The 24,685-nt window shown below is 69.9% G+C and carries 26 protein-coding genes; 11 read left to right on the top strand and 15 right to left on the bottom strand.

Annotation, left to right across the window (positions count from 1 at the left end; all coding sequences use genetic code 11):
* Positions 1–32: 32 nt before the first annotated feature.
* On the top strand, positions 33–308 hold the full coding sequence (locus tag BUE16_RS08565) for a DUF5808 domain-containing protein (protein ID WP_073308606.1): 276 nt from the start codon (positions 33–35) through the stop codon (positions 306–308).
* Positions 309–320: 12 nt separating this feature from the next.
* On the opposite strand, the gene BUE16_RS08560 is transcribed toward BUE16_RS08565, so the two are convergent.
* Positions 321–740 carry a hypothetical protein gene (locus BUE16_RS08560; RefSeq protein ID WP_073308604.1) on the bottom strand — a complete coding sequence of 140 codons (420 nt, stop codon included), beginning with the start codon at positions 738–740 and terminating at the stop codon, positions 321–323.
* A 75-nt stretch (positions 741–815) separates the two neighbouring features.
* On the opposite strand from BUE16_RS08560, the gene BUE16_RS08555 reads away from it, so the two are divergent.
* Positions 816–1,055, top strand: coding sequence for a hypothetical protein (locus tag BUE16_RS08555; protein ID WP_073308602.1), 240 nt, complete (start codon positions 816–818; stop codon positions 1,053–1,055).
* A complete protein-coding gene (gene corA / locus BUE16_RS08550; protein ID WP_073308600.1) occupies positions 1,052–2,074 on the top strand; it encodes a magnesium/cobalt transporter CorA in 1,023 nt (340 codons plus the stop codon). The genes BUE16_RS08555 and corA overlap by 4 nt, the downstream gene beginning before the upstream one ends.
* 45 nt (positions 2,075–2,119) lie before the next feature.
* Here corA and BUE16_RS08545 read toward each other — a convergent pair whose 3' ends face one another.
* The 4 genes from BUE16_RS08545 to BUE16_RS08530 all read right to left on the bottom strand — a co-directional run bounded on the left by BUE16_RS08545 (position 2,120) and on the right by BUE16_RS08530 (position 7,354).
* The gene (locus BUE16_RS08545; RefSeq protein WP_073308598.1) at positions 2,120–3,490 is read right to left on the bottom strand and encodes a PQQ-dependent sugar dehydrogenase; all 1,371 of its coding nucleotides are present in this window, start codon (positions 3,488–3,490) and stop codon (positions 2,120–2,122) included.
* Between the two features lie 63 nt (positions 3,491–3,553).
* Positions 3,554–3,976 carry a hypothetical protein gene (locus tag BUE16_RS08540; protein WP_073308596.1) on the bottom strand — a complete coding sequence of 141 codons (423 nt, stop codon included), beginning with the start codon at positions 3,974–3,976 and terminating at the stop codon, positions 3,554–3,556.
* 122 nt (positions 3,977–4,098) lie between these two features.
* Positions 4,099–5,379 (bottom strand): MBL fold metallo-hydrolase, encoded by a 1,281-nt coding sequence (locus BUE16_RS08535; RefSeq protein ID WP_073308594.1) that lies wholly within the window; start codon positions 5,377–5,379, stop codon positions 4,099–4,101.
* Positions 5,380–5,659: 280 nt separating this feature from the next.
* Positions 5,660–7,354 (bottom strand): aldehyde ferredoxin oxidoreductase family protein, encoded by a 1,695-nt coding sequence (locus BUE16_RS08530; RefSeq protein ID WP_073308592.1) that lies wholly within the window; start codon positions 7,352–7,354, stop codon positions 5,660–5,662.
* Positions 7,355–7,554: 200 nt separating this feature from the next.
* On the opposite strand from BUE16_RS08530, the gene glmM reads away from it, so the two are divergent.
* Complete coding sequence (glmM, locus tag BUE16_RS08525; protein ID WP_073309067.1) at positions 7,555–8,931, top strand: phosphoglucosamine mutase; 1,377 nt, start codon at positions 7,555–7,557, stop codon at positions 8,929–8,931.
* A gap of 67 nt (positions 8,932–8,998) precedes the next feature.
* Entirely contained in the window at positions 8,999–9,523 is a 525-nt protein-coding gene (locus BUE16_RS08520) for a GNAT family N-acetyltransferase (RefSeq protein WP_073308590.1), read from the top strand.
* A gap of 21 nt (positions 9,524–9,544) precedes the next feature.
* Here the strand turns inward: BUE16_RS08520 and BUE16_RS08515 are convergent, their stop codons facing one another.
* From BUE16_RS08515 to BUE16_RS08495, 5 genes are all read right to left on the bottom strand, one after another.
* Positions 9,545–10,774 carry a DUF7118 family protein gene (locus BUE16_RS08515; protein WP_143165400.1) on the bottom strand — a complete coding sequence of 410 codons (1,230 nt, stop codon included), beginning with the start codon at positions 10,772–10,774 and terminating at the stop codon, positions 9,545–9,547.
* 3 nt (positions 10,775–10,777) lie between these two features.
* Positions 10,778–11,170: a phosphoribosyl-AMP cyclohydrolase gene (hisI, locus tag BUE16_RS08510; RefSeq protein WP_073308588.1), complete on the bottom strand. Its 393-nt coding sequence runs from the start codon at positions 11,168–11,170 to the stop codon at positions 10,778–10,780.
* A 112-nt stretch (positions 11,171–11,282) separates the two neighbouring features.
* Entirely contained in the window at positions 11,283–12,404 is a 1,122-nt protein-coding gene (locus tag BUE16_RS08505; protein WP_073308586.1) for an A24 family peptidase, read from the bottom strand.
* A gap of 148 nt (positions 12,405–12,552) precedes the next feature.
* Positions 12,553–12,942 (bottom strand): ferredoxin Fer, encoded by a 390-nt coding sequence (gene fer, locus BUE16_RS08500; RefSeq protein WP_073308584.1) that lies wholly within the window; start codon positions 12,940–12,942, stop codon positions 12,553–12,555.
* Between the two features lie 203 nt (positions 12,943–13,145).
* On the bottom strand, positions 13,146–14,345 hold the full coding sequence (locus tag BUE16_RS08495) for an inorganic phosphate transporter (protein WP_073308582.1): 1,200 nt from the start codon (positions 14,343–14,345) through the stop codon (positions 13,146–13,148).
* A gap of 135 nt (positions 14,346–14,480) precedes the next feature.
* Here BUE16_RS08495 and htpX point away from each other — a divergent pair, with 135 nt between their 5' ends.
* The 4 genes from htpX to radA all read left to right on the top strand — a co-directional run bounded on the left by htpX (position 14,481) and on the right by radA (position 18,010).
* Positions 14,481–15,359 carry a zinc metalloprotease HtpX gene (gene htpX / locus BUE16_RS08490; RefSeq protein WP_073308580.1) on the top strand — a complete coding sequence of 293 codons (879 nt, stop codon included), beginning with the start codon at positions 14,481–14,483 and terminating at the stop codon, positions 15,357–15,359.
* 74 nt (positions 15,360–15,433) lie between these two features.
* Positions 15,434–16,012, top strand: a complete 579-nt coding sequence (locus tag BUE16_RS08485) for an LURP-one-related/scramblase family protein (protein ID WP_073308578.1) — start codon at positions 15,434–15,436, stop codon at positions 16,010–16,012.
* An 87-nt stretch (positions 16,013–16,099) separates the two neighbouring features.
* Positions 16,100–16,780: a PspA-associated protein PspAB gene (gene pspAB, locus BUE16_RS08480; protein ID WP_073308576.1), complete on the top strand. Its 681-nt coding sequence runs from the start codon at positions 16,100–16,102 to the stop codon at positions 16,778–16,780.
* Positions 16,781–16,978: 198 nt separating this feature from the next.
* Positions 16,979–18,010 carry a DNA repair and recombination protein RadA gene (gene radA / locus BUE16_RS08475; protein ID WP_073308575.1) on the top strand — a complete coding sequence of 344 codons (1,032 nt, stop codon included), beginning with the start codon at positions 16,979–16,981 and terminating at the stop codon, positions 18,008–18,010.
* Between the two features lie 84 nt (positions 18,011–18,094).
* Here radA and sufU read toward each other — a convergent pair whose 3' ends face one another.
* From sufU to BUE16_RS08455, 4 genes are all read right to left on the bottom strand, one after another.
* Positions 18,095–18,517 (bottom strand): Fe-S cluster assembly sulfur transfer protein SufU, encoded by a 423-nt coding sequence (gene sufU / locus BUE16_RS08470; protein WP_073309063.1) that lies wholly within the window; start codon positions 18,515–18,517, stop codon positions 18,095–18,097.
* Between the two features lie 316 nt (positions 18,518–18,833).
* Entirely contained in the window at positions 18,834–20,117 is a 1,284-nt protein-coding gene (locus tag BUE16_RS08465; RefSeq protein ID WP_073308573.1) for an aminotransferase class V-fold PLP-dependent enzyme, read from the bottom strand.
* A 164-nt stretch (positions 20,118–20,281) separates the two neighbouring features.
* A complete protein-coding gene (locus tag BUE16_RS08460; RefSeq protein ID WP_079991576.1) occupies positions 20,282–20,644 on the bottom strand; it encodes a DUF424 domain-containing protein in 363 nt (120 codons plus the stop codon).
* Positions 20,645–21,475: a tetratricopeptide repeat protein gene (locus BUE16_RS08455; RefSeq protein WP_079991575.1), complete on the bottom strand. Its 831-nt coding sequence runs from the start codon at positions 21,473–21,475 to the stop codon at positions 20,645–20,647. It lies immediately after the preceding gene.
* A 96-nt stretch (positions 21,476–21,571) separates the two neighbouring features.
* Between BUE16_RS08455 and thpR the strand changes: the two genes are divergently transcribed.
* Together thpR and BUE16_RS08445 are read left to right on the top strand one after the other, a co-directional pair.
* Positions 21,572–22,132 carry an RNA 2',3'-cyclic phosphodiesterase gene (gene thpR, locus BUE16_RS08450; RefSeq protein ID WP_073308571.1) on the top strand — a complete coding sequence of 187 codons (561 nt, stop codon included), beginning with the start codon at positions 21,572–21,574 and terminating at the stop codon, positions 22,130–22,132.
* Positions 22,133–22,205: 73 nt separating this feature from the next.
* Positions 22,206–23,057, top strand: coding sequence for a formate/nitrite transporter family protein (locus BUE16_RS08445; RefSeq protein WP_321166971.1), 852 nt, complete (start codon positions 22,206–22,208; stop codon positions 23,055–23,057).
* Positions 23,058–23,096: 39 nt separating this feature from the next.
* On the opposite strand, the gene BUE16_RS08440 is transcribed toward BUE16_RS08445, so the two are convergent.
* On the bottom strand, positions 23,097–24,386 hold the full coding sequence (locus BUE16_RS08440) for an adenosylhomocysteinase (RefSeq protein ID WP_073308568.1): 1,290 nt from the start codon (positions 24,384–24,386) through the stop codon (positions 23,097–23,099).
* Between the last annotated feature and the right edge of the window lie 299 nt (positions 24,387–24,685).

The following is a 24,685-nucleotide window of genomic DNA, read 5'->3' as shown; positions in this document are numbered from 1 at the left end:
ACGATTTATCCGTCCCGGTCGTTGTCGGAGTCATGGTAGACAAACCCCAGACCGGGGAGCTCTTCGGGATCCCGTACAACTTCGAGCGGCCGAGCGTCGGCCGCCTGCTGTCCTCGTACTGGAAGCCCGGGAAGGGCATGCTGGTGGAGAAGCCGTTCGGCATCGGCTACACGCTCAACCTCGCCAACTGGCGCTCGTGGCTCGTGCTCGTCGTCGCCGGCGCGCTGCTGTACCAAGAGCGCGCGAGTCGCGACGCCGAGCCCGACGAAGAGACCGAACCGGTCGATGTCGTCGTCGACGACGACTGAACGGCGCGAGGCTCACTCAGTCCACTGCTCGGACTCCGCGCGGTCTCGCCAGGCGCGCTGCTGTGCGCGCTCGGTGACGTGGTCGACGCCGTCGGCGATATCCTCGCGGACAACCGATTCGAACGCGTCCAGTTCGTTCAGGAGGTTGCGTCGGTACGCCGTCACGATCTCGTACGTCCAGCGGTCCTCGACGACGCCCGCTGGGAGGAGCCGGTCACGGATCTCGTCGGCATACTCGTCGTGGCCGGCCGCGCGGAGGTGTTCCTCCGCCTTCGCGAACCGATCCATCGCGTGGCCGGTGCGGTGGTGACACCCGAGCAGGTCGGCGTACGCCCGCTGGGCGTGCTCGATTCCGAGTTGGATGGCGTGGAGCGCCGCGCGCTCGTCGGCGGTGAGATCGGGGACGGACGGGGTCGGTTCGTCGACGGACATATCTCGTAATACGGTACCAAGAGATAAGGGCGTTAGCCCCGAACCGTTAGGCTTGCCGGCGTCGAGACGCGTCGCATGGACAGACAGTTCCTCGCGTCGGCGGCGGTGACGGTGCTATCGCTGGCCGGCTACGTGATCGGAACCGTCGAGCCGTACCCCGGCCGCGAGGCGAGCCTCATGGGTCTGCTGGTCGGCGTGACGCTCGCGACGGTGACGTACGGCCACGCGCGTGCGACCGCGGAGTCGGACGCCGGTCGAGAGCGTGGCGACCGAGACCGTGATGGCAAGTCGAACAGCGGAGGAGGGGTGCGGTGATCCGCGCGATGTCGTACACGGACGGCGAGGCCGCGACCTTCGAAGCGGTGACGGCCGCCGCGGAGGCGCCCGGAACGACCTGGGTCTGGGTCGATTCACCGGACGGCGGTGCGGCGCTCGACCGCGACGATCGGACGGCGACGGGAGCCGTCCCGGAACCGACCGGCGACATCGCGACGGTGACCGAACGGTTCGGCATCCACCCGCTGCACGTCGAGGACGTGCTCGGCGACGCCCGCCCGAAGTCGGAGCTGCTAGAGGAGTACGCGTTCCTGCTGGTGAAGGCCGCGCGGTTCCGCGTCGGCGAGACGACGTTCCTCGAGGAGATCCGGACGGACCCCGTCGGCGTGTTCGTCGGCGACGACTGGCTCGTGACGGTGACCGTCGACGGCGACGCGGCCGTCGAGGCGGTGTGGAACCGCCTCGCGGATGCCGACAGGCGGGCGCTGGCGCGCGGGCCGGACTTCGCCGGGTACCTCGTCGTCGACCGCGTCGTCGACGGCTACTTCCGATTGCTCGAGGAACTGGAGGACGACATCGAGACCGTCGAGGAGCGCGTCATCGAGGCGCCCGACCCCGACACGCTCGCGGTGATCAACGACCTCCGACGGGAACTGCTGTCGGTTCGGCGGGTCGTGTGGCCGACGCGCGACGCGGTGAACGCCCTCTCGCGCGGCGACGCCGACCAGGTCGCGGACGGGAGCGAGAAGTACTACCGCGACGTGTACGACCACCTCGTGCAGCTCGTCGAACTGACCGAGACGTACCGCGACCTCACCGCGGGCGCGCGCGACATCTACCTCAACACGCTCTCGCAATCGACGAACGAGGTGATGCGCCGGCTCACGGTCGTCGCGACGATCTTGCTCCCGCTGACGTTCGTCGCCGGCGTGTTCGGGATGAACTTCGAGTCGATGCCGGAGTTGGGCTGGCCGTACGCCTACCACGCGACGATGCTCGGCATGGCCGGCATCGCGCTCGTGCTCGTCGCGTACTTCCGGCGGGAGGGCTGGCTGTGATCCGTCCGGGTCCGACGGAGCGACCGGTCGGCCGACGCGCCTGCCTCACCCCTCGACGATCCGCCGCACTGACCCGCCGCCGTCCCCGACCGTACAGACGTACAGCGCACCGTCGGGACCCTCGCCGAAGGAGAGCAGGCCGCCGGCGAGCCCCGCCGTCGGTACCGCGCGGGTCGGCCACCGGCCCGACTCCCGCGGGTCGGCCAAGAACAGGTCGCCGCCGGGGCGGTAGTCCCCGAACACGTAGGTCCCCGCGAGGTCGGCGACGGCGTCGCCGCGGTAGACGTGGCCGCCGATGACCGAGATCCCGGTCACCGCGGTGTCACCGGAGTGGGGGTACTCGATCACCGGGTCGAGCAGGCGGTCACCGTCCGGCGTCTCCGTCGGCGCCTCGGCGGCGTCGAACGGGTGGAACCCCTCGCGGACGTTCCAGCCGTAGTTTCCGCCGGCTTCGACGCGGTTCACCTCCTCGTAGCGGTTCTGCCCCACGTCGGCGACGAGGAAGTCGCCCGTCTCCCGGTCGAAGCTGAAGCGCCAGGGGTTGCGGAACCCCCACGCGTACTGTTCCGGGAGTCCCGTCGCCCCGACGAGCGGGTTGCCGTCGGGAACGCCGTAGGGATCGCCGTCGCTGCCGAGCGGGTCGATGCGGAGGACGCTCCCGAGGAGGTTCTCGGTCACGTCTTGTCCGTTGCCGCCGCTGACGGCGTCGTACCAGTCCTCGACGTGGCCGACGCCCCGATCGCCGCCGGCGCCGCCGTCGCCGACGCCGACGTACAGCAGTCCGTCGGGGCCGAACGCGACCGATCCGGCGTTGTGGTTCGACTGCGGCTCGGCGATCGCGAGGAGGACGCGCTCGCTGCTCGCGGCGGCCGCGTCGGGCGTCGCCCGGAACTCCGAGAGCACGAACGCGTGGCTGTAGTCGCTCGGCATGTCGTCGCAGAGCGGGCCGCTGTACCTGACGTACACGCGGTCCTCCTCGGGGAAGTCGGGATGGAACGCGAGCCCGAGCAGGCCCATCTCGCCGCCCGCGCCGGCCAACCGGTCGGCCACGTCGAGGAATGTCGACCGGTCCCCGCCGTTGACGACCGTCACCGTCCCGCGCTGGTCGACGACGTACAGCCGGCCGTCGACCCCGGCGGGCGCTTCCACCCCCAGCGGCGCGGTGAAGCCGTCCGCGACGAGTTCGGTCGCGAGTGTGTCCGGGCCGGAGCCGGTATCGCCGTCGTCGCTCTGGGCGGTTCCGTCGCTCTGGGTTCCGTCGGCGTCCGTCGAACGGGTCGCGTTCCGCGGCGCGTCGTCGCCGCTCGGGGCGCTCACACAGCCCGCCAGGGCGGTCGCCGCGAGCGTGCTCGCGACCCCCGTTCGGCGGAGGAAGGCCCGGCGATCGAACGACGGGTCCCGTTCGGATCCGTCCATACCCGTCGCGACGGGCCGCCGAAGGGAATAGTCGTCGCCGGTTCCGGTGGGACGCGTCCGCCGCTACCTGAACCGCCACGTCGCCGCGGCCCCGGTCACCCACGCGACCGCGAAGAAGGCCGCGAGCAGTCGAACCGTCGCGATCGCCGCGCCGCCGGCCGCGACGGCGGCCGCGAACACCGCCGCGTCGACGCCCAACCCGGCGCCGACGATCCGTCGGAACCAGACGGTCGGGCGCTCGACGCGGTCGATCAGCGCCGCGTTGAGCCAGACGCCGACGATCGCGCCCGGCGCGACGAGCATGAACACCGGATACAGCGCGCGCGACCCGACCACTCCGAGGGCGACAGCCAGCGCGAGCGCGGCGACCGCGAGCGCCGATGCGGTCAGCGCACTGGAAACCGCGGCGTGCCCCTGGCGGGAGAGGCGACGGTCGCGACGCTCGATGACCGACTCGGGGTCGCCCGGTCCCGGATCGCGAGCCACGGGTACCCGAACGGTCCGTACGACATTGGGGATTGTGCCAAACCAGTAGTGTAGTCGCCGTGTGCGGCGACAGCGGCGCGGCGACGGCGCAACGAGCGCGGGGACCACAGCGCGGCGCGGCGTCAGACGGTCACGCGCTCGCCCAGCTCCGGCGCGCTCGCGTCGTAGCCGTCGCCTCGGAGCTCCTCCGCGAACGCCGGACAGCGGTCGCCGTGGTTGACGAGGACGGTCGCGCCGCGGTAGTCGTCGAGGAACGAGCGGAGCCCGTCGCGGTCGGCGTGCGCCGAGAAGTCGAACAGATCGACGCGGGCGGCGACGGGGACGACGCCGCCGTCGAGTTCGCAATTACCGCGTTCGAGCAGTCGCCGGCCGTTCGTCCCCTCGACCTGGTACCCCGTGAGACACACCCGGTTCGTCGGGTCCGAGCGCAGCATCGAGAGGTAGCGCAGCACCGGCCCCCCAGAGAGCATCCCGGAGGTGGTGACGACCGCCTCGTTGTCGGCGGCGATGCGTTCCCGCTGACCGTCTCGTCCCGTGACGTATCTGGCTCCGGACTTCGCCCGGCGCAGGGCGTCGGCGTTGCGGACGTACCCGGGGTGCCGCCGGACGATGTCGGTGACGCGCTGGCCCATCCCGTCGAGGTACGGCCGGATCTCGGTGTCCTCAAGCACCGTCAGCACCTCCTGCGTGCGCCCGATGGCGAAGGCGGGGATCAGTGCGGTGGCGCCCTCGTATCGGGTGGTCCGGACCGTCTCGACGAACCGCTCCTCCACCCGACTGCGGTCCTCGTGGGTCACGTCGGAGTAGGTGCTCTCGCAGATCACGACATCGGCGTCGGGCCGCGCGGTCGACCCGGACAGCAGTCGCGTGTCGTCGGTGTGGAAGTCCGCGGTGTACAGCAGTCGCGTGTCGCCGTCGTCGGACTCCGCCCGACTGCCCGGGGGACTGCGTCCCCCGCTGTCGACGAGGACGTGCGCGCTGCCGGGGATGTGGCCGGCGTCGAAGAAGGTGACCTCGTAGTCGGTGCCGCCCGCCTCGACGACGAACGGCTCGCCGTAGCCGTGGCGCTCCTCGACCTCGCCGAGGCGCTGGACGTGGCTCTCGGTGAAGGTGCATTCGTAGCCGCGCAGCTTCAGGGAGTCCTCGGCGAGCACCCGCGCCAGCTCCGCCGTCGGCGGCGTCCAGTGGATTGGCGGCCGGCGGTCGCCCCGCAGCAGCGCCGGCACCTGCCCGACGTGGTCGAGGTGGCCGTGGCTGACGACGACCGCGTCCGGTTCGGGACGGCCGACGGGATACTGCGGCGGCTCCCCGGTCAGTGTCCCGTAGTCGAGGAGGAGCGCGTCGTCGACGAGCACCGCCGAGCGGCCCACCTCGCGGGCGCCGCCGAGGAACTGAATCTCCATCGGCGGTGGGGAGGGGTTCGACGGGGTTGGGTCCGTCGGTTCGGCCGGCCGTCCGCCGGGTCGGCCGTCCGCCGGGACGACGGGACGCGCCGGGCCGGCGTCAGACCACCTGCACTGCGACCAGCGCGGCGGCCCCCAGCGCCAGCACCAACAGCACGCCGACCGAGAGCGTCGACATCCGCTTTGCGTTCATACCGGATCCGGCGGGAAGCAGGCCAATAACCGTTCGGCCCCGACTATCAGCGCTGAAACGGGACGGTGCGACTCCCTCGACCGTGACTCAGTCGTCTGCGGCCGCTGAACCGGATCCGGCATCGGCCTCGCCCAGCCCCGGGACCACGCCGTCCGCGCGCCACCCCCGGACCTCGTAGTACTCGTCGAGCGCGTCATCGAACCCCTCGATGTCGTACGGGAGCGCGTCGTCCGCGCGGTCGAAGCCGCGGCGGTTGTTGAACGCCCGCTCCAGTTCGACGACGCGCGCGCCCACGTCGAGCAGGTCGTCGTAGTCGGCGTCGAGCAGGGTCGCGAGGCGGTCATCGTCGACGAAGTCCCGGCTGAACTTGCAGACGACGCCCGAGTCGAGGACAGCGTTGTGGTCCTCCGCGTCGGCGACCAGCGGCGCCTTCCCGTCGAGCCCGCGCTTGTCGACGGCCCGCTCCTTGTCGACGAGGGGGTACTCCTTCGAGTAGAAGCTCGCGTACATGTGGTCGGCGCCACGGTTCGACGTGGCGAACGACAGGCCCTGCCCGTTGAGCGTGCGACCGTCGTGGGCGGCGAACTCCAGCCCCTTCACCGACCAGTCCTCGACGCTGAGTTCGGGGGCGACGCGGTGGACGCCCTCCGCGAGCAGGTCGCCGACCTCGCCCTCGCGATGGGCGGCCTTCCGGAGCAGGTCGCGGGCGCGCTCGGGGTTCGCGAGGTCGCCCTCGCTCGCGAGATAGGCGGCCATCGTGTCGCCCGCGGAGATGGTGTCGACGCCGAGGCGGTCGCACAGCTCGTTGGCCTTCATCACCTCGACCACGTCGTCGACGAGCTGGTTCGACCCCCACGCCATCACTGTCTCGAACTCCGGCCCCTCCGTCTCGACGCCGGCGGCCTCGTCGCGGGTAGGGAGCTTGCAGGCGAACGCGCACTGCGAGCAGGTCCCCTTCTTGTACTTTTTCGACTCGACGGCGTCGCCGCCGATGGCCTCGACGCCGTCGAACGACTGCTTCGAGAAGTAGGCCGTCGGCAGCGCCTCCACCTCGTTGGCCAACTCGGTGACGCTGGTGGTGCCCTGGCGCTTCATGATGTGGTCGGCGGTGGCGGCCTCGCGGTGGATGTCCGTCTGGATCGGGTCGACCGCCACGTCGGTCTCGCTGTCGCCGTCGAAGGTGAGCACCTTCACGTTCTTGCTGCCGAGTACCGCGCCGAGGCCGGTGCGGCCGAACGCGCGCGTCTCGCTGGTCATCACGCACGCGTATCGCACGAGGTGCTCGCCCGCCGGACCGATGCACGCGAGGTGCTCGGCCTCCAGCCCGTGCGCGTCGTCGGCCCACTTGGTCACCTCGGGAACCTCCGCGCCCGCGAGTTTGGGGACCTCCTCGAACTCCACGCCCCCTTCACGGACGTGGACCGCAAGCGGCGCGTCGCTCGCGCCGTGCAGTTCGACGGCGGCGTAGCCTGTCCCGGTGAAGTTGCGCGAGAGGAAGCCGCCGGCGTTCGAGGACGCGAGCCCGTCCGTCAGCGGCGAGACACTCGTCATGTTCATCCGACCGGTGAAGCTCATCCGAGAGTGCTGGAGCGGGCCGGTCGCGAGGTAGACGCGGTTCTCCGGGCCGAGCGGGTCGGCGTCGAACGGGACGCGGTCGAACGCCAACTTCGTCGCGACGCCGCGGCCGCCGACGAACTCGCTCAGCACGTCGTCGATACTCTCCTCGGTGGTCTCGCGGGCGTCGAGGTCGACAGACAGCAGCGGACCGGTCGCGTGGATCATGCCCATGGGTTTCCCGTCGAAGCTGGTAAATCCCGATGCCGGTCCGCCCGTCGCAGATCTCAGGGGTCCGCCCGCCGCGGATCTCGGGAATCCGCCCGCCGCCGATCGCGGAGGTCGCCGTTCGTGCGGCTGATCGCGGCGAGAGCCCCACGCGACGGTTCGGAACCACTATCCCGCCGGCCGTCGGACCCACGAACCGAATGAAGGTCTTCGGATCGAGCGGCACCCGCGGGGTCGTGGGCGCGGAGTTCACCCCGGAGTTCGTCTCGCGCGTGGCCGCGGCCGCAGCGGCGACGTGGGACGCCGGGCGCGTCGCCCTCGGCCGCGACACCCGCACCTCGGGACGGACGTTCGCCGACGCCGCCGCCGCCGGCATCACCGCCGCCGGCGTCGACGTGGATCGGCTCGGCATCGTGCCGACGCCGAGCCTCGTCCGCTACTGCGAGGTCGAAGCGGTTCCCGGCGTGATGATCACCGCGTCGCACAACCCCCCGGAGTTCAACGGCGTGAAGCTCGTCGGCGCCGACGGGATCGAGCTCCCGGTGAACCGCTTGGAGCTCGTCGAGGAGCGCCTCCTCGCGGAGGAGACGACGAGCGTGTCGTGGGACCGCATGGGCGACTCCCGGCGCGTGGCCGACGCCAACGACGACTACATCGCGGAGATGCTCGATGCGGTCGACCGCGACGCCGTCGCCGACGCCGACCTCACGGTCGCGCTCGACCCCGGCCACGGCGCCGGCGCGCTCACCTCCCCGACGTTCTTCCGCGAACTGGGCTGCGACGTGGTGACGGTTAACGCCCAGCCGGACGGCCACTTCCCCGGTCGCGACCCCGAGCCCGTCGAGGCGAACCTGGACGACCTCGGGCGGCTCGTGCGCGCGGCGGACGCCGACGTGGGGGTCGCCCACGACGGCGACGCCGACCGGGCCATCTTCTTCGATGAGACCGGCTCGTACGTCGAGGGCGACGCCTCGTTGGCCGCGCTGGCCGCTCGCGACCTGGGCGAGGGCGACACCACCGTCGCCGCCGTCAACGTCTCCCAGCGCCTCGTCGACGTGTGCGACGCCGCGGGCGCGAACCTCGAGCTCACGCCCATCGGCTCGACGAACATCATCACCCGGATCAAGGAGCTGTGGCGCGAGGGCGAGTCCGTGCCCGTCGCCGGCGAGGGCAACGGGGGAGTCTTCTTTCCCGACTACCGCCTCGTGCGCGACGGCGCGTTCATCGCCGCGAAGTTCCTCGAACTGCTGGCCGAACGCGACGCCGCCGTCAGCGAGGTCGTCGCCCCCTACGAGGACTACACGAACGTCCGCGAGAACCTCTCGTACGACTCCGACGCCCAGTTGGAGGCGATGCTTTCGGCCGCCGAGGCGTACGCCGCGGCCGCCGACGCAGAGCCCGACACCAAGGACGGCTACCGGCTCGACTACGGCGACGCGTGGGTGCTCGTGCGTCCCTCCGGGACGGAGCCGAAGGTGCGCGTGTACGCCGAGTCCGCCGACCCCGAGCGCGCCGCTGCGCTCGCGCGGGAGGTGCGCGAGGCGTTGGAGGCGGCGAAGGCCGACGCCGCGGCGTAGCCGGCCGACCGTCTCTGGACTGCACACCCCCCGAACCCTTTCCTCCTGCCGACCCCGACCCCCGCGCATGGACATCGAGGTGCGCCCCGCCGCCTCCCCGACGGAGTTCCGCGCGGCGCTGGTCGTCAACCGCGCCGCCTGGCGCGACGCGTACGCCGGCATCCTCCCGGACGAGCGGCTGGACGCGATGACCATCCCCGACGGCGTCGAGCTACAGGAGCGGTACGACCGCGCGACGGCCGACGGCCGTTCGCTCCTCGTCGCCGTCGACAGGGAACCGGGCGCAGTCGTCGGCTTCGCCGACGCGCTGTGGACCGACGACCGCAAGGCGTTCTGCGAACGCGACGACGCGGAACTCCGGGCAATCTACGTCGACCCCGACGCGCAGGGGAGCGGCGTCGGCACGGCGCTGCTGGAGGCCGTGATCGAGCGAGCCCCCTCCGAGTTCGACCGGCTGGTCCTGGAGACGTTCACGGAGAACCGCGCCGCCCGCGCGTTCTACGAGGCGCGCGGGTTCGAGCGGGTCGGCGCGTCGGCGTTCGAGGTGGACGGGAAGTCGTACCCGACGGCGGTGTACGCACGGTCGGTGTGACCGATCGCGAGTCGGGTCGGGTTAGCGTTCCGGGCCGTCGAGCGCGTCCGCGAGCGTCTTGCGTCGCCTGCGGGCCTCGGCCAGCTCCGCGGCCGCCTCGCCAGACGCGACGCGCTCGGCCTCCGCGTCCGACAGCTCCGCCGCGGCCTCGGCGGCGCGACGGAGCCGTTCGTACTCCGGGTGATCGGCCGCCTCGCGCAGTTCCCGCGCGCGGGCGACCACGTCCTCGGGCGCGAACTTGGCGACGGCGGAGACGAGTTCCTCCCGCTTGAATCGCAGCGTCTCGGCGGCCGGCGGCGGCCAGTCGACCGTCAGCGGCGCCGCGGACAGCCGTTCCAAGTACGTGCGGTGGGGTCGAACCTGGGCGGTGAACGTCCCCGGGTCGTCGACGTAGTGGTCGAGCTTCGACGCCGAGTAGTCCGCGTACTCTAAGAGGTCGGGGAGCGGTGCTCCGTCGGCCGGCGACGCGTTGAGGAAGGCCAGCAGCTCGGGCGGTGGCGCAGCGTAGCCGACGAACGGCGTTTCGGCGGCCTCCGCGACGAACGCCAGCACGTCGCAAGCGGGTTCTTCCCGCCGGAACTCGGCGAACGCGTCGCGGACGGCGTCGTTGTAGGCGGCGATCGGATCGCGAAGCTCCTCGGTCGGCGCGGTGAGGTCCGCCTCGCCCAACTCGACCAGTCGCTCCAGGTCGGTGATCCGCTCCTCCAACGCGTCGAGGCGCCGCTGGGCGTCACGCTCGGCGTCGTGAAGCGCGGCCTCGGCGTCCTCGCGTTCGGCCAGCCGGTCGGCGAGGTCGCGCGCGGGCGCCAGCGCCTCTCGTGCGCGCTCGAAGTCGGACTCGGAGAGCCGCCGGCCGTCGACGGCCTCGTTGGCCCGTTCGAACGCGTCGTATCCCGGCACGTCCTCGCCGAGGTCGTCGACGGCGGCCGCGAACTCGCCCTGGAACTCGACGTACGCCTGGAAGTCGCCGGTGCCGGTCGCTGAGTCGACGTAGCGGTCCAGCAGGCGGTCGGCACGCTCGACGGCGTCGCGGACGGTCGCGAGCGTCGACTCGCCGTGCTCCTCGACGGCGGCGGTCGCGTCGTCGCGGCGGCGACGGGCCTCGCGGAGGTCGGCCGCGATCGCGTCGGCGTCGCGGTCGGCGTCCGGCAGCGGGTCGGGGGCGTCAGCGGCGGTGCCCGACGCGCCGGACGCACCGGACTCGCCGGCCGCGCCGGTCCTGTCGTGGTCGCTGGCGGTGTCGCGCGCCATCCGTCACTCGTACACCGCGTCCGGGTCGAACACGCGCTCGCCGACGTGCTCGCCGTCGACGGTCCGGTAGAAGCACGAGCGATGCCCGGTGTGGCAGGCGCCGCCGGTCTGGTCGACGAGATACAGCAGGGTGTCGGCGTCGCAGTCGACGCGCACCTCCCGTACCTCCTGGGTGTGGCCGCTCGTGGCGCCCTTCTCCCAGAGCTCGTCGCGCGAGCGCGAGTAGTAGTGCGCCCGACCCGTCTCTCGCGTGCGCGCGAGGGCCTCCTCGGTCACGTACGCGAGCATCAACACCTCGCCGGAGTCGGCGTCCTGTGCGACGGCGGGGACGAGGCCGTCGTCGCCGAAGTCGACCGCGACGCCGTCGCCCGCGCCGTCGGGCTGCGAGTCACTCATCGCTCGTGAGGTCGGCGCTGTCGCGGATAGGTCTTGTGCGTGTTCCCGGCGCAGCGAGGTCGCCCGCAGCGGCCCCTGGCGAGGCATACCGGCCGATCGGGCCGCGCGCGATTCACGCCACCCCGATCGCCCCGAGCGCGACCGTCAGCACGTCCCCGTACGTCAGCGCGAGCACGAGGCCGCCGAACAGGGGGACGAGGAACGGGAGCCCCGGCGACACCCACAGCGCGTCCTCGCGAGCGACGCGCTCCAGTCCCTCGCGCAGCGTCTCGGGCGTCGTGCCGTAGGCGCTCCCCTCGATGTCGTCGAGGAAGCGCTCGGCGGCCCACAGGTCGTCGTCGGTGCCGGCGTCTCCGTCGTCGGTGCCGGCGTCTCCGTCGTCGGTGCCGGCGGCGGCGGGCCCGATCTCGGGGTCGGACGAGCTCTCGTCCGCCTCGGGGAACTCGAAGCCCCCGTCGGAGCCGGTCCCGCCGTCCGTCCGCGGGCCGTCGTGGACCGCGCCGTCGGTCGGCGGATACGTCTCGCCGACGGAGGCGGGATCGCGGCGAGTCGCCGGGTCCGCCCGGACGGCCGCGAGGGTGATGCCGCGCCAGCGGAGGTACATCCGGAGCGCGTCGAGGTCGAGCCCGCGTTCGGGGCGCAGGCCGTCGACGCGGATGAGTTGGCCGTGCACCTCCGGAAGGTCCTCGACGGCGGTCCAGCGGCCGACGAGCATCGCCGGCGAGAGCCGCCTGGCGGCGACGTTCGAGGCGAACAGGAGGGCGACGTAGCCGGCGCCGAACAGCACCGCGTTCGTCAGCGCGGACATCGCCGCGACGCCGAGCGCCGAGGGGTGGGCGGGGAAGCCGACAGTGTGGAGCCACGTCACGTCGGGCAGGATCCACAGCGGAACGACGTACTCCGGCGTCGTCGGGAACGCGACCGCGAGCACGACGAGCGCCTTCATGTCGGCGCCGCCGAAGGCGGCCATCCGGTAGGCGAGCACCGAGAAGGGCACGAGGAAGAACAGCGAGAAGCCAGCGCGGACGAGGAACAATCGCCCCGCGTAGTCGGCGAACGGGTACGCGCCCGCCGCCTCGACGACGAACGCGAGCGCGCCGACCGCGAGCAGCGGATACCAGAGCCCGCTCGCGACGCGGCGGGTGCGAATGTCGCGGTAGGCGGCCCACGCGAGCCCCGGGATCAAGAGCAGGCGGAGGAGGTCGGCCGCGGTCGCGACGCCGAGTACGCGCATGCGGAGTCGGACGCCGCCCGGGAGTTAGGCGTTGCCCTCGGCGTCTCGGTCGTGAGAACGGGACGCGCTGCAGTGGGGATGGCTGACGCGAGGCTAGAACGACGATAAACGGAGAACGCTGAGGTGTGAGACCGCGCTCGGACGGCAGTTAGATGACGCGGTTCTGGAGGTAGTCGAGGTGCTTCGCGTTGTACACGATCTTGACCTCGTCGGCCGCCGGCGACCCGATGCAGGTCAGGCGGACGTTCTTTTCTTCGACCTCCTCGTCCGAGAGGATCTGCTGCATGTCCATGTCGATCTCGCCCTCCCTCACGATGGCCGCGCAGTTGGCACAGGCGCCCGCGCGGCACGAGAAGGGCCAGTCGAAGCCTTGGGCCTCAGCCGCCTCGAGGATGTACTCGCCCTCGTTGACCTCGAGGGAACCGTAGTCTTCGTCGTCGAGGCCCGCGTCGGCCGCGTTGTCGAAGAGGTCGTCGTCGTCCATCTCCCATCCGTTGTCGTCCAGCACTTCGTAGTTGAGGTATTCGACCGTGGGCATTTCGTCTCGGGTTTGGCCGGCCGCACCATTAGTTGTTGCTATCTCGTGAAGCAGATCGACGCCGAGGAGGCTTTAGGCACGCCAAAACAACCGAATTGCGGTCGAAGGTACGGTCGGAGCGAAGGAACTGCGGTCGGTTCGGAAGACGAGTTGGGCACGCACGGACGCGGGGGCGAATCGAGACCCGTGGCAGCGAGAGCCGGCTACAGCGGGACGAACGCGAACAGCGCGTAGGAAGACACGAACGAGATGGTGGGCGTGAAGATCCAGAAGGAGACGACTCGACCGGTCGTCCCGGGGTCGAACAGGTCCTCCGCGAGCAGGTCGTCGCCCCGCTCCTCGCCCATCCGTGGGACGCCGTCGTCGGGGTCGGGGCGGTCGGCTGCGAGCGCGTTCACCGACACCTCCGGGCGCTGGGGTTCGTCCCGCGGCTCCTCGCCGCCGAGGGCGCCACCGACGGCGCCGCCGACCGCGTCGCCGATGGTCGTCGTTCGCGTCGCGCGACCCCAGCCGAGCCCGACGATCGACATCGTCGCCGAGACGGCCAGCGACGCCGGGATCCCGATCGCCGAGAGGAACGTGATGAGGCTCGCCGAGACGACCTCGACGATGAGCGCCGCCAGCAGCGGGAGGTCGGTGAGGTCGTTGCCGACGGTGTCGAGCGTCCGGCGGGCGATGGTGAACGCGCCGACGGCGATGGCCCCGCCCGCGAGCAGCACGCCCTGGCTCGCCGTCAGCGATCCGTTGCCGACCAGCGGCGCGACGGCGTTGGCCGCGTTCGAGGCGCCCGCCGAGAACGCCATGTAGCAGGCGATGGCGAGCACCGCCGCCGTGCCGACGACCTCACGGCCGCTCGCGGCGGGCGCGATCCGCGGGCGGACCCCGTCGAACTCGACGACGGCCCCCGCCGATCGGTCGATGGCGAAGGCGGCGTCGAGATACGGGTAGAGGTAGCGCCCGACCATGGCGCAGATCCAGAAGGCGACGACGGGCGACACGAGCCACCAGCCGACGATCCGGAGCATCACGTCGGTGTTGAGCGTCCCCGTGGCCGCCCCCAGCCCCGCGATGGCGCCGACGGCGGTCATCGACGTGGAGGCGGGAACGCCGAACGTGTTGGAGATGAGTAGCGCGAGCCCGACGAAGAAGAGGACGCCGACGCTGGCCGGGAGCGTGAACGCCGTCGACGGGACGATCTCGCCGCCCATCGTCTCGATCACCTCGCGGCCGACCGTCCACCCGCCCGCGAGCGCGAACACCGACATGAGCGCCGCCGCGCCGGTCTTCGAGAGGATGTTGCTCCCCACGGCCGGGCCGAACGAGACCCCCGTCGAGGATCCGCCGATGTTGAAGCCGACGAACACCGCAACCACCAGTCCAATCAGGAGAAGTGCCTCGACCACACCCGTACTCGCTGCCGTTGGGTTATAAATTCGTCCGCCTGCGGTCGCCGACGGCCGGCGCCGCGTTCCGTTCCCCCTCTCACTCCGACCGCGACCCGCGACAGCGTTTAAGCCGTGCATCCGATACTACGAGGTATGGAATGGAAGACAGACTGGGGCCTCCGGGGCCGGATGGTCCTGACGGGGTTCCTCCTGTTCGCCCTCTACATCGTGTTCATCGCGGTGTTGTCGCGGTACGTGGGGCTGTTCGCGATGGTCGCGATCATGGGGCTGTTCTCACTGGGGCAGTTCTTTTTCAGCGACAAGCTCGCGCTGTACTCGATGGGCGCCAACGAGGTGTCCGAACAGGAGTACCCGGAGCTCCACCGGAAGATCACCCGCCTCTCCCAGCAGGCCGACCTGCCGAAGCCGACGGTCGCGGTTGCGGACACGCGGGTCCCGAACGCCTTCGCCGCCGGGCGCTCGCAGAAGAACTCGACCGTCTGCGTGACGACGGGGCTGCTGCGAACGCTCGATGACGAGGAGCTGGAGGGCGTGCTCGCCCACGAACTGGCGCACGTCAAGAACCGCGACGTGATGGTGATGACCATCGCGTCGTTCCTCTCGACGCTGGCGTTCATCGTCGTGCGCTGGGGCTGGCTGTTCGGCGGCGGCGACAACCGCGGCGGTGGCAACCAGGCCCCGGTGCTGGTCGCGATCGTCGTCTCGCTGGCCGTGTGGGTGCTCTCGTTCCTGCTCATCCGCCTGCTGTCGCGCTACCGCGAGTTCGCGGCCGACCGCGGCGGCGCGGCGATCACGGGGAAGCCGGGCGCGCTCGCCTCGGCGCTGGTGACCATCGACAGCGGCATGGATCGCGTCCCGAAGGAGGACCTGCGCGACACCGCGGAGATGAACGCCTTCTTCGTCATCCCGATCAAGTCCGGGGTCGTCGGACGGCTGTTCTCGACGCATCCCAGCACCGAGAAGCGCGTCGAACGTCTCCAGGAACTGGAGCGGCAGTTCGAAACGGCCTGAGTCGGCACTGAGGGCGGGGTTCGCTCCGGTTCGGGGAGCGAACGTTAAAATAGAGACACGAGGAATCGGCGTCCATGAGCGAGCGCACCTCCGACATCGCCGGCGTCGAACTGACGGACGACTCCTACACCGTGGTCCAGGGCCTCGTCCGCAACACCTACCGCGCGGAGGACGCCGCGGGCAACGTCGTCCTCCGGGGAACACAGAAGCTGTTCAAGCTGAAAGAGGAGTTCCCGTTCGTCGACGCCGACGGAACAGACGTGTTCACCGTGAGCGCCGCCGGGATGCTGGACATCGCCGGCAACTACGTCCTCACGGACTCCCAGACGGGCGAGGACGTGGTCGTCCTCGACAACGACTTCTCGCTCCTGCGGGACGGGTGGACGATCCGCGACGCGGAGACGGGGACAGCGCTGGCGGAGATCGCCTCCCGCGGCGCGGCCGTCACCGTCGCCCGAAACGTCCTGCCGTTCGGCCACTGGATCCCCCACCGGTACGAGATCACCGACGCCGACGGGACCCACGTCGGCCGGATCGACGGGCGGTTCTCGCTGAAGGACACCTATGACATCACCATCGACGACGCCACCGGCGTGCCGAAGGAGCCGGTCGTCGCCGCGGCGATGGTGATCGACGCGATCCAAGGGAACTGAGGCGGCGACGCGGCGTCGGTCGACGACCGCGTCCCGAAGCGGCGACGGCTTGAACACGGCTCGTCCCCTCGTATCGACGGACGACCGATGGGCATTTTCGACACACTCAGATCGGTGCTCGGATCGCGCGCGGAGGCCGACGCCGTCAGCGACGCCGACCCCGAGGACCTGTTCGGGATGAGCACCGCGTACGTGACGATGGAGGCGGACTTGGGGTTCGCCTCCGTCGGCGAGGCGGCGCTGTGCTTCTCCTCGGTCGACTCCACCGACTTCGCCGAGACCGTCGACGCCGTGGAGGCGATCCTCGACGCGGGCGCCGAGGAGACCGGAACGACGTTCCGCCGCCACGAGGACGACCACGGCTACCACTGGGTCATCCTCGCCGACGACGACCCAGAGGACCTGGTCACCTCCGTCCACTTCGCCGCCGACGAGTTCGTCGAGCGCGGCTACGGCTCTCGCCTGCTCGCTGCGCTGTTCGGCTTCGCGGACGAGCGCGGGCGAGGCGGGAGCGGAGCGAGCGCCTCGGGGACGCGAACGGGGAGCGGCGCGACCCGTGAGCGCGGCCCCGACCGTCGCGCCTACTGGGTCTACTCGTTCCGTCGAGGCGCGTACTACCCGTTCGTACCCGAGTCGACCAGCGAGCGCGACTCCAAACTGGAGTTCAAACTCGAATCGGTGCTCGACGGCGAACTCGACCTCGAATCCGACAAGGAGTACTGGTACCCCCTGTGGCCGAACAGCCCGAACGGCCACCCCTGGGAGTGACGGTCGGGCAGACGAAGGTGCCCGAGTAGCGCCGTCTCACTCGATCGTACCACCGGTCCCACCCGAGCTTCGCGACTGCTCCATCCCTTCTGAACCTTCCGACACCGATCGTGAGTGACCCGCTCGCGTACCGCGATTTCACTTTCGATCTACTGTTAACGAGGGTTTATGTGGGGTCCAGCGCAAGAACCGAGCACGATGGCAGAAGACGATCTCCAGGAACTCCCCGGCGTCGGCCCCGCGACCGCAGACAAGCTCGTCGACGCGGGCTTCGACAGCTACCAGAGCATCGCGGTCGCGAGCCCCGCCGAGCTGGGCAACACGGCCGACATCGGCGACTCGACGGCCAACGACATCATCCAGGGTGCCCGCGAGGCCGCCGACGTGGGCGGCTTCGAGTCCGGCGCGCAGGTGCTGGAACGACGCGAGCAGATCGGCAAGCTCTCCTGGCAGATCGAGGAGGCTGACGACCTGCTCGGCGGCGGGCTCGAGACGCAGTCGATCACCGAGGTGTATGGCGAGTTCGGCGCCGGGAAGTCGCAGGTGACCCACCAGATGTCCGTCAACGTCCAGCTCGACTCCGAGGACGGCGGCCTGGGCGGCGCCGCGATCTTCGTCGACTCCGAGGACACGTTCCGTCCCGAGCGGATCGACGACATGGTCCGCGGACTCGACGACGAGATCCTCGAACGCGAGTTCGAGCGCCGCGAGATCGAGGGGTCGCCCGACGACGACGACGACCTCCGCACGCTCGTCGAGGACTTCCTCGACCACATCCACGTCGCGAAGGCGTTCAACTCCAACCACCAGATCCTGCTGGCCGAGAAGGCGAAGGAGCTCGCCAGCGAGGCCGAGGACACCGACTGGCCGGTGCGGCTGCTCACCGTCGACTCGCTGACCGCGCACTTCCGCGCGGAGTACGTGGGCCGCGGCGAACTCGCCGAACGCCAGCAGAAGCTCAACAAGCACCTCCACGACCTGATGCGCATCGGCGACCTCTACAACTGCGTCGTGCTCGTCACGAACCAAGTCGCCTCCAACCCCGACTCCTATTTCGGCGACCCGACCCAGCCGATCGGTGGCAACATCCTCGGCCACACCTCCACGTTCCGTATCTACCTCCGCAAGTCGAAGGGCGACAAGCGGATCGTGCGGCTCGTCGACGCGCCGAACCTCGCCGACGGCGAGGCGATCATGCGCGTGCAGGACGGCGGCCTCAAGCCCGAGTAGACCGCCGTCGTTCGGCGCTCAAGAGGAAGGACTGCGACCGGTCGACCGAACGCCGCGAGAGAGCGCGACGGTAATCGCGACGCGTCAGTCCTCGGTCTTCGTCACGTCGAGGTCGTCGATTTCTCCTTCGTGTAGCTTCGCGCCGTCTTGCGCGACCTGACGGGCGAGCACGGCACACTTGATCCGCATCGGGGAGATGTCGACGCCGAGCATCTCGGTGATGTCGTCGGTGTCCATCGCCTCCAGTTCCTCGAGGGTCATGCCCTGCAGGCGCTCGGAGAGCATCGACGCCGACGCCTGCGAGATCGCGCACCCGTCGCCGGAGAACGCGACGTAGTCGATCGTCTCGCCGTCGTCTTCGAGGCGTACATCGACGGTGATCGTGTCGCCACAGGAGGGGTTCTCGCCGGTGTGGGAGAACGTGACGTCGTCGAGTTCGCCGTAGTTGCGAGGGTTCTTGTAGTGGTCCAGGATCTGCTGGCGATACATGTCGGAGCCGCCGCCGATACCCATTGTTATCGTCTGTTGGCGAGTGCAGCGGTTAAGCGTTCTGGGGACGCCGTCGGACGCGCGGCAGCGGGCGGCAGCGAGCGATCCGCGGTTCCGAAAAGAAGACGCGAGTTCGAAAACTTGTACTGAGTTTAATTATGTTTCTGCGGGAAACGGGGATAGAATTAATTCGAAGCGGCGGACAAATCGGAGTGAGGTGCGTTCGGCGGGCCGGTTCCGATCGTGATGACATTCACCACTGGCCGCGTGCCGCCGGCGCACCGACTTCCCTTCGAGCGGGCGTGAGCAACGACCCGATATCCGAGACGACCAGTTACGCGAACAGTTGGCGCGCGTCGTCGACCGCCTCGACCAGTTCGTCGATCTCCTCGCGCGTGTTGTAGACGTAGAAGGATGCGCGGGCGCTGGCCGCGATATCGAGCTTGTCGTGCAGCGGCTGGGTGCAGTGATCGCCGGCCCGGACGGCGACGCCGTGGTCGTTGAGGATGCTGGAGAGGTCGTGGGCGTGGACGCCGTCGACGTTGAACGCGACGAGGCCCGCGCGGTCGTCGCCCGGCGGCCCGTAGATGTTCACGTCGTCGTACTCCGTGAGGCGATCGTAGGCGTACTCCGCGAGCAGTTGCTCGTGGGCGTGGACGTTCTCCATCCCCAGGTCTTCGAGGTAGTCGATGGCCGCATGGAGCGCGATCCCCTGCGCGATGACGGGCGTGCCAGCCTCGAACTTCCACGGGAGGTCTTCCCACTCGCTGTCCTCGTAGGTGACCGTCCGGATCATCTCGCCGCCGTAGAGGTACGGCTGCATCTCCTCGAGGAGGTGCTGTTTGCCGTAGAGGACGCCGATACCGGTCGGTCCACACATCTTGTGCCCCGAGAAGGCGAAGAAGTCCGCGTCGATGGCCTGCACGTCGACAGGCATGTGCGGCACCGACTGCGCGCCGTCGACGAAGACGAGACCGTCGTGGTCGTGGACCAGGTCCGCGAGTTCGGCCACGGGGTTCACCGTGCCGAGGGTGTTGGAGACGTGGACGACGTTCGCCATCGCGGTGTCGTCGTCGACGAGGTCGCGCGCGTGGTCCATGTCGAGGCGCCCGTCGTCGTCGACGCGGATGAAGCGCACGTCGGCGCCGGTTTTCTTGCCGATCTGTTGCCACGTGACCAGCGACGCGTGGTGTTCCATCTCGGTGAGGACGACGTTGTCCTCGGGGCCGAGTTCGTTCAGGCCCCACGCGTAGGCGACCAGGTTTTCCGCTTCGGTGGTGTTCTTCGTGAAGACGACTTCCTCCCTCCCTTCGGCGCCGATGAACTCCGCGACGCGGTCGTGCGCGTGTTCGTAGGCGGTGCTCGCCTCCTGGCTCAATTGGTGGATGCCGCGGTGGACGTTGGAGTTGTACGAGCGGTAGTAGTCGGCGATGGTGTCGACCACCTGGTCGGGCGTGTGGCTCGTCGCCGCGTTGTCGAGATACACGAGCGGCTTCGTGTCGCCTTCCCCCTCGCCGGGGGCCGTCACGTCGCCCCCCACCTTCCGCTGGAGGATGGGGAAGTCGGCGCGGACGGCCTCAACGTCGAGCGGGTATGGTTCCTGCTCAGGCGCTTCCATTACCGATCATGAGGGGTCGGAGGGGTAACATCCCTTCGGTCACGCGGGGTCGTGGTAACCGAATTCGGGCACGATCAGGTGGGTGCGACGCGGGGTCCGGGTGCCAGTGGTCGGAGTTCACGCCATCGCCCCTGCCGGACGGGTCGCGAGCGTGCGCGCGTCGCCTAGAGCCAGAGTAACTGGGCGTGGAGCGTCTCACCGACTTCGAGGACGCGGTCGGCGTCGATGACGCCGGCGTCCACGGCGACCCCGACGCAGCCCTCGCCAACGAGGTTCGCGGTGTCGGCGTCGTACAGCCCCTCGACGACCGCGTCGGCGTCGGCCGGTTCGGCGTCCTCGCCGCCGTAGAACGACTCCGTCACCTCGATCGAGACGGGGCCGTCCTCGAACGTCTCGCCGAGGACGGCCGCGTCGCACACCGCGACGAGGGTTCCTTCGGGCGTCTCGCGCCGCGTGAGCAGGTAGTCGGCGCCCGCGTCGGGGACGGTCGTTCGTGCCGCCTCGTCGTTCCCCGACTCCTCGGGCATCTACAGCCCTCCGAGGTCGAGGTCGTCACCGCCCACGCGACCGCCGCCCATGTCGCCCGCGCCGCCCGTGCCGGCGTCTCCGTCGGCGTGCTCGCGGACCATCTCCTGTTCGGCCTCCTTGCGGATCTCTTCGGCGCGCTCGGCGGCCTCCTCGGCCTCGTCCTCGCGACCGAGTTCGTCGAGCGCGCGCGCCTTCTCCTCCAGCACCTCGGCGTTGCGCATCCCCAGCCGGATCGCGTTGTCGAAGGCGGTGACGGCGTCCTCCAGCAGGCCACGCTCGACGAGGAAGAAGCCCCGGTTGTACCATGCCTGCGGGAAGCGTGGGTCGATCTCGACGGCCTTCTCGGCGTGCTCCAGCGCCTGCTCGGTGCGCCCGGACTCGTGGAGCGCGTACGCCAGGTTCGTCTCGGCGCTGGCGGCGTGCTCGGAGTCGTCGTCGATGCGGAGCGCCTCCTGGTACGCGCCGATCGCCTCGTCCCACTCCTCCAACTCGGCGTGGGCGACGCCCTTGTTCGTCCACGACTCCTGCTCCTCGAGAGAGTCATCGTCGGCGAACTGGGCGGCGCGCTCGAACGTCTCGGTCGCCTCCTCGAACCGATTGATCTCCATGTAGGAGAGCCCGACTTCCAGCAGGCTCTCCACGTCGACGCGGTCCTTCGGGATGTTGCGCTCGTCCAGCAGGTCGGCGATCACCCGCGTGTCGACGGGGTCGACCTGCGAGGGGTCGGCGGTCAGCGCCTCCGGGTCGAGCGTGAACTCCTCGTAGTCCTCGTCGAGGCCTTGCCCCTCGGAGAACTTGTGCGGTTGGCGTTCGGGCTCGTCGTCGCTCATTGGCCGTGTATCGACCGCGTGGACGGATGTATGTTGCGCGTGCGGGTCGTGGGGACCTGCCCCGCCCTTTTTTCGTCGAGACGCAAACGCACTCACATGCCGCGTCTGTTCGTCTCCGTCGACCTCCCCGAGCGCCTCACAGGGGCGTTCGCGGACGTACAAGAACTGCTTCGGGGGACCGAAAGCCTCCGGTTCACCGACCCCGCGCAGGCACACTGCACGCTGAAGTTCCTCGGCGACGCCGACGAGTCCCGCGTCGGCGACGTGGTCGAGGCTCTGGAGTCGGCGGTGGACTCGGCCGCCGTCGACCCCTTCGAGTCCGAGGTCGGCGGCCTCGGCGTCTTCCCGTCGACCGACTACATCAGCGTGGTCTGGGTCGGCATCCGGGAGAGATACGGCGCCGACGAACTGACGCGGCTCGCGGAGGCCGTCGAGCGCGAGACCGTCAACCGAGGGTTCGACGAGGCCGACCACACGTTCACGCCGCATTTCACCCTCGCGCGCATGGACGACGCCCGCGGGAAACGGGAGGTACTCGACTACCTCGACGAGGATCCGACGGTGGGGCGGTTTGAGGTGGACGAGATCCGGCTCACAGAATCGACGCTGACCGAGGAGGGGCCGGAGTACGAGACGCGGGCGCGGGTGTCGCTGTAGCGGCCGCGGCCCGTACGCCCGGATACGGGTCCACGCGCGGACATTAATCCGTACGGACGCCGAACCGTGGGGCGTGTCAGAGGAGACGCAAGTCCCCGACGACGAGGCCGGGTCCACCCGCGGAACGCGCAGCGAGGGCGACGACCAGGCCTCGAACGTCACCGTCATCGAGCGGCTGATGCAGTCGGCCACCGACGAGATGGAGCGTCCGGCGCCGGCGCTGTTCCTCTCGGCCATCTCCGCCGGGCTCGACATCGGTTTCGGGCCGCTGTTGGTCGCGGTCGTGACGACGCTGACGGTGGCTGGGGGCGACCCGGTGGTCCACCGCCTGTACGTCGGCGCGGCGTACTCGGTGGGGTTCGTGTTCGTCGTCCTCGGCGGCTCGGAGCTGTTCACCGAACACACGTCCCTCGCCGTCGTCCCCGTACTCGACGACCGCGCCGACCTCGGCGACCTCGGGCGGCTCTGGTCGCTCGTGTACGCCGGCAACGTCGTCGGCGGGGTTGCCTTCGCCGCCTTCGTCGTCTGGTTCGCGCCCGCCTACGACCTCGCGAGCACGGCGTCGTTCGCCGAACTCGCCGAGCCCTTCCTCGACCAGCCGACGGCGGTCCTGTTCGCGGGCGCCGTGCTCACCGGGTGGCTGATGGGACTGCTCGCGTGGCTCGTCGCCGCCGCCGACTCCACCATCGCCCGCGTCGTGTTCGTCGTGCTCGTCACCGGGGCCATCGGCTTCGCGCACCTCCCGCACTCGATCGCCGGCAACGTCGAGGTGCTGGCGGCGACGCTGGTCGACCCGGCTATCGGGGTCCCCGAGTACCTCCGGTTCATGGCGCTCGCGACCCTCGGGAACGCCGTCGGCGGCGCGGTCTTCGTCGCCCTGCTCAAGTACGGCTTCGTCCTCGGCACCGTCGAGGGCGAGCCGTGACCGTACGCGGGAGCAGTGGCTCCATCTCGTTCCGCGTGCTCAGGTCCCGTGTTGCCACGAGCCCATGTACTCGCGCTGCTCGTCGCTGAGGTCGTCGAACTCGACGCCCTCGGCCGCGAGCTTCACCTCAGCGACCTCGCGGTCGAGCTCGTCGGGCACCTCGTGGACGCCGGCGTTGTACGCCTCGCCGTTCTCGACGAGCTCACGCACGCAGACGGCCTGCACGCCGAAGCTCTGGTCCATCACCTCGACCGGGTGGCCGAGCGCGATGGGCGCCGCGAGGTTGACGAGCCGTCCCTCCGCGAGGACGTTCAGCCGGCGGCCGTCGGCCATCTCGTAGGCCTCGACGCCGTCGCGAGCCTCGTAGCGGTCGACCGCGAGGTCGTCGAGTTCGTCGAGGTTGATCTCCACGTCGAAGTGGCCCGCGTTCGCGAGGAGGACGCCGTCGCTCATCCGCTCGAAGTGCTCGGCAGTGATCACGTCGCGGTTGCCCGTCGTCGTGATGAACACGTCGCCCTCCTTGGCGGCTTCTTCCATTGGCAGCACGTCGTATCCCTCCATGTGGGCTTCGAGGGCCTTCCGGGAGTCGACCTCGCAGACGATGACGTTCGCGTTCTGGCCGGCGGCCTTCTTCGCGACGCCCTTGCCGCAGTAGCCGAAGCCGGCGACGACGACGTCCTTGCCGGCAAACGAGAGGTTCGTCGTCATGGCGATCGTCGCGAGCGAGGACTCGCCGGTGCCGTGGACGTTGTCGAACAGCCGCTTCATCGGCGTATCGTTCACCGCGAAGACGGGGTAGTGGAGTTCGCCGTCGGCGTCCATCGCGCGCAGGCGGTGGACGCCGGTGGTGGTCTCCTCGGCGCCGCCGACGATGGAGTCGATGAGTTCGGGGTAGTCCTCGTGGATGGCCGCGACCATGTCCATCCCGTCGTCCACCGTGATCGTCGGCTCGTGGGCGATGACCGACTCGATGGCGGCGTAGTAGTCCTCGTCCCCGACGCCGCGGACGGCGTAGGAGGTGATGCGCTCGTGAGCGTCCAGTGCCGCACTCACGTCGTCGTGCGTCGAGAGGGGGTTGCAGCCCGTGATAGCAACCTCCGCGCCGCCCTCGGCGAGCAGTTCGACGAGGTTCGCGGTCTTCGCCTCCACGTGCATCGCCATCCCGATGGTCTGGCCTGCGAACGGTTGCTCGGCGGAGAACTCCTCGCGGAGGTGGTTCAGGATGGGCATGTGCTGGAGCGCCCAGTCCATCTTGCGACGGCCCTCCTCGCGGGCCGATTCGGGGTCGTCGAGGTGGTCCGTGACGGGTGCGTACGACTGTGTACTCATTATGGTTCGTCGTTGTCTGCGCGGGGTATAATCCCGCCGGATGCGGGTTGATTCGATCGGTTGTTGGGGTCGCGAAGGGTGGCTGGATAGAGTGTTGCGAACGAGCAGTGCTCGAAAGCCCCCGCGGGTGTGCGCTCGGGGGACTCGCTGCGCTCCTCGCGCTCGCTCCACGTCGTTCCGCTCACGCTGCGGTGCTTGCGTCGTCCGCCTTCCCGCACACCCGCGGCCCCTTTCAGTCCCACCCAACTGCACAGCACCGCACCGTCGCCACGCTCTCCCCAACCGATTCGCTCCCTCAC

This window comes from Halobaculum gomorrense (assembly GCF_900129775.1).
In the GTDB taxonomy this organism is placed as follows: domain Archaea; phylum Halobacteriota; class Halobacteria; order Halobacteriales; family Haloferacaceae; genus Halobaculum; species Halobaculum gomorrense.
Note: the sequence above shows the minus strand (reverse complement) of the source record. Positions and strands in the feature narration are given on the sequence as shown.

What these genes read in the sequence shown, in the direction of transcription:
- BUE16_RS08555 (WP_073308602.1), top strand. Translation starts at nt 816, where the DNA reads ATGGACAGACAGTTCCTCGCGTCGGCGGCGGTGACGGTGCTATCGCTG.
- BUE16_RS08485 (WP_073308578.1), top strand. Translation starts at nt 15,434, where the DNA reads ATGAGCGAGCGCACCTCCGACATCGCCGGCGTCGAACTGACGGACGAC.
- BUE16_RS08505 (WP_073308586.1), bottom strand. Translation starts at nt 12,404, where the DNA reads ATGCGCGTACTCGGCGTCGCGACCGCGGCCGACCTCCTCCGCCTGCTC.
- fer (WP_073308584.1), bottom strand. Translation starts at nt 12,942, where the DNA reads ATGCCCACGGTCGAATACCTCAACTACGAAGTGCTGGACGACAACGGA.
- BUE16_RS08535 (WP_073308594.1), bottom strand. Translation starts at nt 5,379, where the DNA reads ATGGAGATTCAGTTCCTCGGCGGCGCCCGCGAGGTGGGCCGCTCGGCG.
- radA (WP_073308575.1), top strand. Translation starts at nt 16,979, where the DNA reads ATGGCAGAAGACGATCTCCAGGAACTCCCCGGCGTCGGCCCCGCGACC.
- BUE16_RS08565 (WP_073308606.1), top strand. Translation starts at nt 33, where the DNA reads ATGGTAGACAAACCCCAGACCGGGGAGCTCTTCGGGATCCCGTACAAC.
- thpR (WP_073308571.1), top strand. Translation starts at nt 21,572, where the DNA reads ATGCCGCGTCTGTTCGTCTCCGTCGACCTCCCCGAGCGCCTCACAGGG.
- BUE16_RS08520 (WP_073308590.1), top strand. Translation starts at nt 8,999, where the DNA reads ATGGACATCGAGGTGCGCCCCGCCGCCTCCCCGACGGAGTTCCGCGCG.
- BUE16_RS08440 (WP_073308568.1), bottom strand. Translation starts at nt 24,386, where the DNA reads ATGAGTACACAGTCGTACGCACCCGTCACGGACCACCTCGACGACCCC.
- BUE16_RS08545 (WP_073308598.1), bottom strand. Translation starts at nt 3,490, where the DNA reads ATGGACGGATCCGAACGGGACCCGTCGTTCGATCGCCGGGCCTTCCTC.
- BUE16_RS08465 (WP_073308573.1), bottom strand. Translation starts at nt 20,117, where the DNA reads ATGGAAGCGCCTGAGCAGGAACCATACCCGCTCGACGTTGAGGCCGTC.
- BUE16_RS08460 (WP_079991576.1), bottom strand. Translation starts at nt 20,644, where the DNA reads ATGCCCGAGGAGTCGGGGAACGACGAGGCGGCACGAACGACCGTCCCC.
- BUE16_RS08455 (WP_079991575.1), bottom strand. Translation starts at nt 21,475, where the DNA reads ATGAGCGACGACGAGCCCGAACGCCAACCGCACAAGTTCTCCGAGGGG.
- hisI (WP_073308588.1), bottom strand. Translation starts at nt 11,170, where the DNA reads ATGAGTGACTCGCAGCCCGACGGCGCGGGCGACGGCGTCGCGGTCGAC.
- BUE16_RS08530 (WP_073308592.1), bottom strand. Translation starts at nt 7,354, where the DNA reads ATGATCCACGCGACCGGTCCGCTGCTGTCTGTCGACCTCGACGCCCGC.
- glmM (WP_073309067.1), top strand. Translation starts at nt 7,555, where the DNA reads ATGAAGGTCTTCGGATCGAGCGGCACCCGCGGGGTCGTGGGCGCGGAG.
- pspAB (WP_073308576.1), top strand. Translation starts at nt 16,100, where the DNA reads ATGGGCATTTTCGACACACTCAGATCGGTGCTCGGATCGCGCGCGGAG.
- BUE16_RS08560 (WP_073308604.1), bottom strand. Translation starts at nt 740, where the DNA reads ATGTCCGTCGACGAACCGACCCCGTCCGTCCCCGATCTCACCGCCGAC.
- BUE16_RS08515 (WP_143165400.1), bottom strand. Translation starts at nt 10,774, where the DNA reads ATGGCGCGCGACACCGCCAGCGACCACGACAGGACCGGCGCGGCCGGC.
- htpX (WP_073308580.1), top strand. Translation starts at nt 14,481, where the DNA reads ATGGAATGGAAGACAGACTGGGGCCTCCGGGGCCGGATGGTCCTGACG.